The sequence below is a fragment of the Microbacterium gallinarum genome, assembly GCF_014837165.1.
GTDB classification, from domain to species: domain Bacteria; phylum Actinomycetota; class Actinomycetes; order Actinomycetales; family Microbacteriaceae; genus Microbacterium; species Microbacterium gallinarum.
Window position 1 is genome coordinate 92,693 of the sequence record NZ_JACSPM010000002.1, and the last position, 10,768, is coordinate 103,460.

At 70.9% G+C, this 10,768-nt stretch carries 10 protein-coding genes and 1 tRNA gene; 4 read left to right on the forward strand and 7 right to left on the reverse strand.

What is annotated here, in order from left to right; translation table 11 throughout:
- Positions 1 to 95: 95 nt before the first annotated feature.
- Genes H9622_RS07310 through H9622_RS07320 form a run of 3 tightly spaced genes read right to left on the reverse strand, consistent with a single transcriptional unit; the run spans position 96 to position 3,548 of the window.
- Positions 96 to 632: a GNAT family N-acetyltransferase gene (locus tag H9622_RS07310; protein ID WP_191765749.1), complete on the reverse strand. Its 537-nt coding sequence runs from the start codon at positions 630 to 632 to the stop codon at positions 96 to 98.
- Positions 625 to 1,203, reverse strand: coding sequence for an isochorismatase family protein (locus H9622_RS07315; protein WP_191765750.1), 579 nt, complete (start codon positions 1,201 to 1,203; stop codon positions 625 to 627). The genes H9622_RS07310 and H9622_RS07315 overlap by 8 nt, the downstream gene beginning before the upstream one ends.
- Positions 1,200 to 3,548, reverse strand: coding sequence for an MMPL family transporter (locus H9622_RS07320; protein ID WP_191765751.1), 2,349 nt, complete (start codon positions 3,546 to 3,548; stop codon positions 1,200 to 1,202). Before H9622_RS07320 ends, H9622_RS07315 begins: the two co-directional genes overlap by 4 nt.
- A 56-nt stretch (positions 3,549 to 3,604) precedes the next feature.
- Here H9622_RS07320 and H9622_RS07325 point away from each other — a divergent pair, with 56 nt between their 5' ends.
- Positions 3,605 to 4,570, forward strand: a complete 966-nt coding sequence (locus H9622_RS07325) for an EamA family transporter (RefSeq protein ID WP_191765752.1) — start codon at positions 3,605 to 3,607, stop codon at positions 4,568 to 4,570.
- Between the two features lie 24 nt (positions 4,571 to 4,594).
- Here the strand turns inward: H9622_RS07325 and H9622_RS07330 are convergent, their stop codons facing one another.
- Together H9622_RS07330 and H9622_RS07335 are read right to left on the reverse strand one after the other, a co-directional pair.
- Positions 4,595 to 4,990, reverse strand: coding sequence for a hypothetical protein (locus tag H9622_RS07330; RefSeq protein WP_191765753.1), 396 nt, complete (start codon positions 4,988 to 4,990; stop codon positions 4,595 to 4,597).
- A 62-nt stretch (positions 4,991 to 5,052) separates the two neighbouring features.
- Positions 5,053 to 5,125: transfer RNA gene (locus H9622_RS07335), tRNA-Thr, on the reverse strand.
- Positions 5,126 to 5,342: 217 nt separating this feature from the next.
- Here H9622_RS07335 and H9622_RS07340 point away from each other — a divergent pair.
- The 3 genes from H9622_RS07340 to H9622_RS07350 all read left to right on the forward strand — a co-directional run bounded on the left by H9622_RS07340 (position 5,343) and on the right by H9622_RS07350 (position 7,993).
- Positions 5,343 to 6,239: a MetQ/NlpA family ABC transporter substrate-binding protein gene (locus tag H9622_RS07340; RefSeq protein WP_191765754.1), complete on the forward strand. Its 897-nt coding sequence runs from the start codon at positions 5,343 to 5,345 to the stop codon at positions 6,237 to 6,239.
- A 64-nt stretch (positions 6,240 to 6,303) separates the two neighbouring features.
- Positions 6,304 to 7,341, forward strand: a complete 1,038-nt coding sequence (locus H9622_RS07345; protein WP_191765755.1) for a methionine ABC transporter ATP-binding protein — start codon at positions 6,304 to 6,306, stop codon at positions 7,339 to 7,341.
- Positions 7,334 to 7,993 carry an ABC transporter permease subunit gene (locus tag H9622_RS07350; RefSeq protein WP_191765756.1) on the forward strand — a complete coding sequence of 220 codons (660 nt, stop codon included), beginning with the start codon at positions 7,334 to 7,336 and terminating at the stop codon, positions 7,991 to 7,993. The genes H9622_RS07345 and H9622_RS07350 overlap by 8 nt, the downstream gene beginning before the upstream one ends.
- A gap of 24 nt (positions 7,994 to 8,017) precedes the next feature.
- Here H9622_RS07350 and H9622_RS07355 read toward each other — a convergent pair whose 3' ends face one another.
- Complete coding sequence (locus H9622_RS07355; protein WP_318247057.1) at positions 8,018 to 9,571, reverse strand: alpha/beta hydrolase; 1,554 nt, start codon at positions 9,569 to 9,571, stop codon at positions 8,018 to 8,020.
- Positions 9,568 to 10,743, reverse strand: coding sequence for a DNA polymerase III subunit delta' (locus H9622_RS07360; RefSeq protein ID WP_191765757.1), 1,176 nt, complete (start codon positions 10,741 to 10,743; stop codon positions 9,568 to 9,570). The genes H9622_RS07355 and H9622_RS07360 overlap by 4 nt, the downstream gene beginning before the upstream one ends.
- Positions 10,744 to 10,768: the final 25 nt, after the last annotated feature.

Consider the following 10,768-nt stretch of genomic DNA (forward strand, 5'->3'; position numbering starts at 1 on the left):
CCGCACTTCTCATCCGCGGGTCGTGGGTTCGAGCCCCACCGGGCCCACTCCGCCCCCCGTCAGCGCGGCGCCGCGCAGACCGGTTTCCATCCCGCTCAGCCGGACAGCCCGCGTCCCATCTCCAGCTCGCGGCCGTTCTGCCCGTCGATCGTGCTCCCGGTCGGGGAGAAGCCGAGTCGCAGATACGCGGCCTGCGCTCGCGCGTTGTCCTGGTGCACGTCCAGCAGGAGTCGATCGCATCCCTGGTGACGTGCCCACTCCGCTCCGGCGGCCATCAGCGCGTCGACGACGCCATGCCCGCGGTGTGACGGGCTGACGTAGACGGCGACGGCGAGCGCGGTGCCCTCCTCGCGCACACGGCCGAAGTAGTCGGGGACGGACGGTTCGGGGATGAGGATGGTGAGCGTTCCCACCCACGCCGGTCCCGCCTCGGCGATGAACTGCGCCGCCGAGCCCGACAGTGCGGCTCCGATCGCCCGCGCCTCCCAGAAGTCGGCAGGCCGCACGACAGCCTCGTCGTACGACTCGAGGAACGCGATGCCCGCGGCCGGATCCTGCAGCGCCTCGAGCCGGAGCGCGCGCAGGCGGGCGCCGTCGCTCGCGAGGACGCGGCGGACGTGCGGGTCAGACACCCGACTCGACGAGCTCGGCGCCGGCGTGGGCGAGCTCGGCGAGCGACGCCTCGCTGCTCTCGGGCGCCACCCCCGCGACCAGGTCGGTGAGGATGCGCACGTGGCGGCCGTGCTCGATCGCGTCGAGCGCCGACGCGCGCACGCAGTAGTCCGTCGCGAGTCCCGTCACGTCGACGTCTACGACGCCGTGCTCCTCGAGGAGATGCGCGACCGTCACGCCGTCGTCGGTCATCCCCTCGAACAGCGAGTAGGCGGGCACCCCCTGGCCCTTCTTGACGTGGTGCGTCACCGCGGCGGTGTCGAGCCCCGGGTCGTACTCGGCGCCCTCCGTGCCGCTCACGCAGTGCACCGGCCAGCTGTCGACGAAGTCGGGCTCCGGGTGGAAGTGACCGCCGTTGTCGTTGTCGCCGTCGTGCCAGTCGCGTGACGCGACGATCACCGAGTAGTCCCCCGCATGGGCTTCGAGGAACCGGGTGATGCGCTCGGCGACGGCGTCTCCGCCGTCGACTCCGAGCGCACCGCCCTCGGTGAAGTCGTTCTGGACGTCGACGATGAACAGCGCTTTGCTCATGGCTCGAGGGTACGCCGGTACTCCTCGCGCGTCAGCGGGTGACCGTCGTCGGCGAGCACCTCCGCCGAGGTCTCGGCGGGCACGGGCTCGTCAGCCGATCCCCCGGTGCGGGCCGTCGCCGCTCCGGCGAGCTCGGGCTGCGGCATCCGCTCGCGCTTCTCCGGGCCGTTGCGCCAGAGCTTCGACGGCCACCAGATCGCGCGGCCGATGTCGTACGACAGAGCCGGGACGAGCAGCGACCTCACGACGAACGTGTCGAGCAGCACGCCGAACGCGACGATGAACGCGATCTGCGCGAGGAAGAGGATCGGGATCACGCCGAGTGCGGCGAACGTCGCCGCGAGCACGAGTCCCGCCGACGTGATGACGCCGCCCGTCGCCACGAGCCCGCGCAGGATGCCCGGCCGCGTGCCGTGCACGAGGGACTCCTCGCGCACCCTCGACATCAGGAAGATGTTGTAGTCGACGCCGAGGGCGACCAGGAACACGAAGCCGTAGAGCGGCACCGCGGGGTCGGCTCCCGGGAAGTCGAACAGGCCGTTGAAGACGAGCGCGCTCACCCCGAGGGCCGTCGCGAACGACAGGATGACCGTCGCGATGAGGATGACCGGCGCCAGGATCGAGCGCAGCAGCAGCATGAGGATGAGCAGGATCACCACGAGGATCACCGGGATGATGACCGTGCGGTCGCGGATCGACGTGTCGTTCGAGTCGATGTCGGTCGCCGTCTCGCCGCCGACCAGCGCGGTGCCCGCGCCCAGCGCCTCGTCGAGGTCGGTGCGGATCTCGCGCACGGCATCCTCGGCTGCGATGGAGTCGGCGGCATCGGTCAGCGTGCCGATGACGAGCACGTCGCCGTCCGCGACGGTCGGCTCGGGCGCGGGGGTCCCGGGCGGGCCGACGGCGGTGAACACCGGCTCGCCGCTCTCGACCTCGACTGCGGCCTGACCGTTGGGCGAGTCGTCGGATGCCACGGCCACCGACTCGATGCCGTCGGCCGCCTGCAGGATCTCGACGGTCTCGGCGAGGTCCTCCTCGGGCACGATGACGTACATCGGGCTGCCCGAGCCCGCCGGGAAGTGCTCGGCGAGCACGTCCTGGCCGTCACGGGCCTCCGACGTCCCGAGCACCAGATCGCTCGACGGCACGCCGTCGGCCTTGAGCTGCGTGACACCGAACGCGCCGACGAGCAGCACCAGCGTGCTGACGATCCAGACGGCACGCGGGTGGCGGGAGATGAAGCGGGCCTGGCGCGGCCACAGGCCCTTGACCGGCTGGGTCAGGTCGTCGGGGATCGTCGCGATGGGCTCCTTCGGGATGAAGGGCCAGAAGGCCGCCCGGCCCACCAGAGCGAGCAGCGCCGGCAGGAACGTCAGCGCCGAGAGCACCGAGAACGCGATGCCGATGGAGGCGATCGGGCCGAGGGCGCGGTTGGTCGCGAGGTCGGACAGCAGCAGGCACAGAAGGCCCGCGATCACGGTGCCACCGGAGGCGAGAATCGGCTCGAACGCGCCCTTCCACGCCGTGAGGACGGCATCCCACCGCTTCCTGCCTTCGGCCACCGCCTCGCGGAATCGGGCGACGTACAACAGGGCGTAGTCGGTGGCGGCGCCGATGACGAGGATGAACAGGATGCCCTGCACCTGACCGTTCAGCACGACGATGCCCGCCTTCGCGAGCCACCACACGGTGAGCAGCGCGACGCACAGGGCGAACACCGACGTCATCAGCACGAGGATGGGCAGGACCGGCGAGCGGTAGACGATCACGAGGATGATGAAGACGGCGATGAGCGCGACGGCCAGCAGCAGCCCGTCGATGCCGAGGAAGCCCTCGACGAGGTCGGCGGTGAAGCCCGCCGGACCGGTCACCCAGCCCTGCATGCCGTCGGGGAGGTCTTCCGCGATGAGCGCGCGGATCTCGGCGACGATCTCGCCGACCTCGCCCTCCGCGTCGATCGGGACGAAGATCTGCGCCGCTTCGCCGTCTTCGGACGGAACGGGCGGCGAGACGCCCTCCAGAACGCCGTCGAGCGCGGCGATGTCGTCGGCGAGCGTCTGGACGTCGACGAGCTGGTCCTCGCTGAGGTCGCCCTCCCCCGTCACCACCACGACCGCCGGGATGCTGTCGCCGCCGAGGAACTCGGGCAGGCGCTCGTTCACCTGTGTCGCGTCGGCGCTCTCGGGGAGGAACGACGAACGGTCGTTGCTCGACACCTCGTCGACCTTGCCGAAGTACGGACCGCCCAGCGCTCCCACGACGACCCAGACGAGGACGAGGACGGCGGGGATGCCGACGCGCAGCCAACGTGTGGGCTGTCGGTCGGTGCGCTGAGAGGTCGACATATCGCTAGTTTATCTAGTGAAATTGGATCCTGGCGACCATCTCTATGCTGAATTCGATGATTTCGGCCATCCTCGCCCTTCTCGGCGCCCTCATCTACGGCGCCGCGAACTTCTGCGGGGGCCTCGCCGCGAAGCGCCTCCGCTCCATCGCCGTGACCGCGACCGCGGCCGTGTCCGGGCTCGCCGCCCTCGCGATCGCCCAGCCCCTGCTCGGCGGAGCCTGGCGTTCAGCCGACGTCGCGTGGGGTGCACTGGCCGGCGTGTTCGGCGTCGTGGCCGTGGTCCTGCTGTACGCGTGCCTCGCGATCGGGCCGATGAGCATCCTGTCGCCGCTGACCGCGGTGGTCTCGGCGATCGCACCGATGCTGTGGGGACTGCTCGTCGACGGCGAGACGCTCTCCCCCGTCGCGTACGCCGGACTCGGGGTGGCGCTCGTCGCCGTGGTGCTCGTGGGGTTCATCCCGGGCGAGAAGGTGGTGCGACCGAGCACGCGCGGACTCGTGATGGCCGTCGGCGCCGGCGCGGCGATCGGCGGTTTCCTCATCGTGGTCGACCAGACCTCCGCCGGCAGCGGGCTCGTGCCGCTTGTGATGAGTCGCGCCACCTCGGCCGTGCTGACCCTCGCGATCGTCGCGGCGATGGCGGTCGTCGCCGTGCGCCGTGGGCTGCCCGCGGCATCCGTCCTCACTCCGTCGGCACCGGTCATCGGCGTCACCCCGAGCGGTCACGCCGACCTCGAGCATGCGTCGACGTCGGCGACCGCCGTGGCCCCGCCGACGTCCTCCCTCGCGCGGGCGTGGTGGCTGGCCATCGTGTGCGGAGTGGTGGATGCCGCAGCCAACGCCCTCATGCTGGTGGCGTTGCGCGAGGGGGACCTCTCGATCGTGTCGGCGCTGACCGCACTGTACCCGGCAGGCACCATCCTGCTCGCGGCGCTCGTGCTGCGCGAGCGCGTCGCCGGGGTGCAGTGGCTCGGCCTCGCGCTGGCGCTCGTCGCGGGCGGGATGCTCGCGCTGGGCTGACGGCGGCGAGACCGCGGGCCGGGCTCAGCCTCGCGTGAAGAGCAGGATCATCGACGTCGCGAGCGCCACGATGCCGACGCCGAGCAGGCCCAGCGAGAGGTAGGCGACCGCCCGGACCGCGGGTGATCCCTGGGTCAGGCGCATCCGGCCTCGGCCGCCGCGTCGGTAGTAGATGTCGGCCATGCTCTTGCCGGCGAGCGCGCGCTCCTGCTCGTGCGTGAGGCGTGCCTCGTTGACGCCGCCGTCCTCGTCGAACCAGCGCACCACGCGGCCGTGCTCACCGTCGTCGAGCACGCCGCGGGTGGGCAGCCAGGTGCCGTCGAAGACGTACATCACCAGCGCGATGCCGGCCACGACCGCGCCCAGCCCGAACCCCACCCACGAGAAGATCTCAGCGACGGCGTCGATCGTGGAGTCCATCGGTCCTCTTCGCGTGGTGAGGGTACGAAGAAGGCCCGCCAGAAGCGGGCCTCTCCGGTGTGAGCCACCTAAGGGAATCGAACCCTTGACCTATTCATTACGAGTGAATCGCTCTGCCGACTGAGCTAAGGTGGCGCGCTTCGCTTGCGCGATGCACGATCAACGATCTTACAGGAGCCGGAGGGCGCTCGCGAACACGCCCCCGGCCGGCGGGTGTCGACGTGTTACGACGCGATTCGGCGCCCGCCCGAGGCCGACGTACCGTCGGGGGCGTACCGCGACGCAGCGAGCGCGGTCCTCCGATCGTGCTTGTGGTCCACCCCCGTCGCGGCGTTGACGCACAGGAGCACACATGTCCAAGAAGATCACGATCGCCGCCGCCGCGACCCTGCCTCTCGCCCTCCTCCTCGCCGGCTGCGCCGGCGCGAGCGCCGAGACCGGAGCAGGCGGCGCGGGCACCGACGAGGTCGTCCGCATCGGCGTCGTGGGCGCCGGCGACCCGTACTGGGAGACCTACAAGGAGGCGGCGGCCGCCGAGGGCATCGAGGTCGAGCTCGTCGACTTCAGCGAGTACACACAGCCGAACCCTGCGCTCTCCGCCGGCGAGCTGGACCTCAACCAGTTCCAGCACGTGATCTACCTCGCGACCTACAACGTGGCCGGCGACGACGACCTGCAGCCGATCGGCGCCACGGCCATCTACCCGCTCGGCCTGTACTCGTCGCAGCACGACTCGGTCGAGGACATCCCCGCGGGTGCCACGGTGGCCGTGCCCAACGACGAGAGCAACCAGGCCCGCGGCCTGCTCGTGCTGCAGTCGGCCGGCCTCATCGAGCTGAAGGACGGCGGATCGATCTTCTCGACCGTCGCCGACGTCGAGCCGTCGTCGAAGGTGAAGGTCGAGGCGCTGGACGCGGCCCTCACGGCCACGTCTCTGCCCGACGTCGCCGCGGCGATCATCAACAACGACTTCGTCGGCGACGCGGGCCTCAGCTTCGAGGACGCGATCGCGGTCGATGACCCGTCCGACCCGAACGCCCTCCCCTATGTCAACATCTTCGCCGCGCGCGCCGAAGACGCCGACAACCCGACGTACCTCAAGCTCGTCGAGATCTACCAGACCACGCAGGACGTGCTCGACGGCGTGCAGGAGGCCTCGGGCGGCACCGCGGTGCTGCTCGACACCCCGGCCGAGGACCTCGTGGCGTCGCTCAACGACGTCGAGGAAGACATCCGCGCCAACCAGTGAGTCCGTGGCGTCGTGCGGCCCGTCCGATGCGACGGGCCGCACACGCACGTCTCCAGGAAGAACCATGAGCCTCATCCGACTGAGCGGCGTCTCCAAGACGTTCCCACCCCCGGCCAAGGACGCCCCGCCCGTGACAGCCGTCGACGCCGTCGACCTCGAGATCGCCGCGGGCGAGGTGTGCGGCATCATCGGCTACTCCGGCGCCGGCAAGAGCACGGTGCTTCGCCTCGTGAACGCCCTCGAGACGCCGACGAGCGGTACCGTCACGATCGACGGCCGCGATGTCACGCGGCTGCGCGAGCGCGAACTGCGCGAACTCCGTGGCGACATCGGCATGATCTTCCAGCAGTTCAACCTCTTCGATTCCCGCACGGTCGCCAAGAACGTCGCCTACCCCCTCGAGATCGCGGGGCGGCCGCGGGCCGAGATCGCCGCGCGCGTCGAGAAGCTCCTCGCCTTCGTCGGCCTGGCCGACAAGGCGCGCACCCACCCCGAGCAGCTCTCGGGCGGGCAGAAGCAGCGCGTCGGCATCGCCCGCGCGCTGGCCACCAGCCCGCGCATCCTCCTCGCCGACGAGGCGACGAGCGCGCTCGACCCCGACACGACGCAGGAGGTGCTCGGACTCCTCCAGCGCGTCAACCGCGAGCTGGGGATCACGATCCTCGTGATCACGCACGAGATGGACGTCGTCCGCACCCTGGCGGACCGCGTGATCGTGATGGAAGCGGGACGCATCATCGAGAGCGGCGAGGTCTTCGACGTCCTCTCGGCGCCACAGCATCCCTCCACCCGCCGGTTCGTCTCGAGCATCATCGAGGACGTCCCCGTCGGCGCGCAGCTGCGCACCCTCCGCGACCGCCACCCCGGCCGCATCGTCACCTTCACCGTGCGCGACGGTGATGTCACGCAGGCCGACGTCTTCGCCGCGCTCTCCGCGCACGGCGTGCGCTTCGAGCTCATCCACGGCGGGATCAACGACATCCGCGGGCGTGTGTTCGGGCACCTGACCCTGTCGCTCAACGGAGAGTCGGCAGCCGTCGACGCCGCGATCGCCGCCGCCTCAGCGTTCGCGCCGCTCATCGAGGAGGACGTCCGTGGATAGGCTCATCGACCTCCTCCCCGAGCTCTGGGCCGCCACCGCCGAGACGCTCTACATGGTCACCGTCAGCCTCGTGTTGGGCGGCTTCGGCGGTCTCGTGCTCGGGGTCGCGCTCTACGCCACGCGTGCGGGAAGCCTGTTCCCGAACCGCGCCGTGTTCGGCACCCTGAACGTGATCGTCAACACGGTGCGGCCGATCCCGTTCGTGATCCTGCTCACCGCGCTGCAGCCGCTCGCCCGCAGCGTCGGCATCCCCGGGATCGGCACCAACTTCGGCGTGTTCGTGATCTCGATCGCGTCGCTCTTCGCCATCAGCCGCATCGTCGAACAGAACCTCCTCACCGTGCGTCCCGGCGTGATCGAGGCCGCCCGCGCGGCGGGTGCCAGCCGGTCGCGGATCCTCTTCCGGCTCATTCCGCGCGAATCGCTGGGGCCGCTCATCCTCGGCTACACGTTCATCGTTGTGGCCCTCGTCGACATGACGGCGATGGCGGGCGCCGTCGCGGCCGGCGGGCTCGGCGACTTCGCGATCGTCTACGGCTTCAAGCAGTTCAACCCGTGGGTCACCTGGGCGGCCGTGGTGGTCATCATCATCATCGTGCAGGGCGTGCAGTTTGTCGGGAACGCCCTGGCCCGCCGGGTGCTGCGGCGGTAGTCGAGCGGATGCCGCGGAGCCCTGTCAGTCGCAGGTGATGTTGCCCTGCGGGACCGTGCCCTCGAGGAGGTAGGCCTCGACGGCCTCGTCGACGCAGGCGTTGCCCTTGTTGTAGCCCGTGTGACCCTCGCCCTCGCGGGTGATGAGCACGCCGGACGCCAGCTGGTCGGCCAGCGAGACCGACCACTCGTAGGGGGTGGCGGGATCGTTCGTGGTGCCGACCACCACGATCGGCGCCGCGCCCTCGGCCGTGATCGGCTCGCGGACGCCCGTCGGAGGGTACGGCCAGTCGGCGCACGGGTTCGCTCCGAACCAGTACGGCGCGACCGTGGGGGCCTCTTCGGCGAGCCGCGCGCGGGCGGCGGCGATCTCGTCGGGGGTCGCCTCGGTGGGGTAGTCCATGCAGTTGTATGTGCGGAACGCCTCAGTCTGATTGCTCAGGTACTCGCCGCCCTCACGGTCGTAGTAGAAATCGGCGAGGAGGAACGCGGTCTCGGGGTCGCCCTCGAGCGCGCCCTGCAGGGCGAGCGACAGGTACGGCCAGCTCTCCTCCGCGTAGAGCGCCGCGACGATGCCGGTCATCAGGGAGTCGGCGCCGAGCTCGCGGCCGTCGGCCGCCGGGAGCGGGTCGCGGTCGACTCCGGCGAGCAGCGTGCCGAGATCGGCCATCGCCCCGTCGACGGTGCCCCGGAACGGGCAGTCGCTGCCCTCGAGGCAGTCGGCCATGTATGCCCGCAGTGCCGACTCGAAGCCGATCCCCTGCACGACGTCGACCTCGAGGTTCGAGATCGCCGGGTCGACGGCACCGTCGAGCACGAGACGGCCGACCTTGTCGGGGAACAGCTTCGCGTACGTCGCGCCGAGGAAAGTGCCGTAGCTGTAGCCGAGGTAGTTCAGCTCGCGGTCGCCGAGGACCGCACGCAGCAGGTCCATGTCGCGCGCGCTGTTCTCGGTCGTGATGAACGGGATGATGCCGTCGCTGTGGGCGTCGCACGCCTCGGCGAACGCCGCATGACGCTCGCGCAGCTCTTCGGCCCAGGCATCCGTCCCCCGCCTGTTCTCGGGGATGTCGAACAGGTACGCGTCCATCTCGGGAGCGTCGAAGCAGCGGACTGCGGTGGACTCCCCCACGCCGCGCGGGTCGAAGCCGATGACGTCGAACTGCTCGCGCACAGACTCGCCGACGGCGTAGGTGAGCGAGTCGCGGATGAGGCCGACGCCGCTGGCGCCCGGGCCGCCCGGGTTGGTCAGCAGCGAGCCGATGGCCTCGCCGCTCGTCGCACGGCTGCGGATGACCGAGAGCTCGACCTCGCCGACGGAGGGGTCTGCCCAGTCGAGCGGGGCGGTGACGGTGGTGCAGTCGAACCCGTCTCCGCACGTGCTCCAGTCGAGCTCCTGCCCGTAGAAGGGCAGCAGGTCGGCTGCGACGCCCTCGGTGTCGGGAGCGGGGCTCTCCGTCGACGGCGGAGCGGAGGTGTCGGGGATCATCGCGTACAGGCACCCGCTCAGGGCGAGGGATGCCGCCGCCAGTCCGGCGACGACGGCGACGACGCGACGAGCGCGGCGAGGAGTGTTCACGGGGTCCTTCCGCTCGCGACGGTCACGAGCATGCTCTCGAGGGCGAGCGTGGGAGCGGCGTTGAGCTCGACGTTCTCGCGCGTCTCGCCGATGCGGTCGACGACCGTGAGGGTGCGGTCGACGGACCAGGCGTCGGCGAGCGACCGCAGGTCGGGCTCGAGCTCGCGGTTGATGAGGTCGGCGTCGCGCCCGAACTGCAGCATCAGCACGTCGCGGAACATCGATTCGAGGTCGGTGAGCACCCGGTCGATGCCGTCGCGCAGGCTGCGGGTCGCACGGCGCTTCTGATCGTCTTCGAGCGCCGAGAGCTGCGAGCGGACGGCCGGCGGCACGGCCGCGCCCTCGGCGATGCCCAGCGTGCGCAGCAGCGTGGTGCGCTCGGCCTCGTCGCGCTCGGCGGTGAGGGCCTTGGCATCCTCGGTCGCCGCCTGCACGATGCGGCCGGCGACCTCGACCGCGTCGCCGACTCCGCGCACGCGCAGGACCGCGCGCAGCGTGTCGTCACGGCGGGCTCGGGCCGCGGCATCCGTCGCCAATCGCTGCGCCATGCCGATGTGACGCTGCGCATGGCGGGCGGACTGCTCGGCGGTCGCGCTGTCGACGCCGGTGCGCTCGACGATGAGGCGCGCGACGTCGGAGATGCCGGGTTCGCGCAGGCGCAGCGTGCGCACACGGGAGCGGATGGTCGGCAGCAGGTCGGCGTCGCTGGGCGCGCAGAGCACCCACACGGTGCGCTCGGGCGGCTCTTCGAGCGCTTTGAGCAGGACGTTGGAGGTGCGCTCGGCCATGCGGTCGGCGTCTTCCATGACGATCACGCGGTAGCGGCCGAGCGAGGGCGAGAAGTAGGACCGCTCGACGAGCGCACGGGCGTCTTTGATCGAGATGATCACGCCCTCGGTGCGCAGCGCCGTGAGATCGGGGTGGGTGCCGGCGAGCACCTGGCGCATCGCGTTCTCGTCGCCGGGCTCGGCGATGAGGGCCGCGGCGAACGCGTAGGCGAGCGTCGAACGACCCGAGCCGGGCGGGCCGGTGATCAGCCAGGCGTGGGTGAGCGAGGCGGGATCGGATGCCGCTTCCTTCAGCGTCTCGACCGCGGCGTCCTGCCCCCAGACCGCTCCCCAGGGAACCTCTGCGAGGGCGCTCGAGGGCGCCGTGCCCGCCGTGGATTCCATGCTCGTCAGCCTAGTCGCGGGGAGG

What these genes read in the sequence shown, in the direction of transcription:
- H9622_RS07315 (WP_191765750.1), bottom strand. Translation starts at nt 1,203, where the DNA reads ATGAGCAAAGCGCTGTTCATCGTCGACGTCCAGAACGACTTCACCGAG.
- H9622_RS07320 (WP_191765751.1), bottom strand. Translation starts at nt 3,548, where the DNA reads ATGTCGACCTCTCAGCGCACCGACCGACAGCCCACACGTTGGCTGCGC.
- H9622_RS07325 (WP_191765752.1), top strand. Translation starts at nt 3,605, where the DNA reads ATGATTTCGGCCATCCTCGCCCTTCTCGGCGCCCTCATCTACGGCGCC.
- H9622_RS07330 (WP_191765753.1), bottom strand. Translation starts at nt 4,990, where the DNA reads ATGGACTCCACGATCGACGCCGTCGCTGAGATCTTCTCGTGGGTGGGG.
- H9622_RS07340 (WP_191765754.1), top strand. Translation starts at nt 5,343, where the DNA reads ATGTCCAAGAAGATCACGATCGCCGCCGCCGCGACCCTGCCTCTCGCC.
- H9622_RS07345 (WP_191765755.1), top strand. Translation starts at nt 6,304, where the DNA reads ATGAGCCTCATCCGACTGAGCGGCGTCTCCAAGACGTTCCCACCCCCG.
- H9622_RS07360 (WP_191765757.1), bottom strand. Translation starts at nt 10,743, where the DNA reads ATGGAATCCACGGCGGGCACGGCGCCCTCGAGCGCCCTCGCAGAGGTT.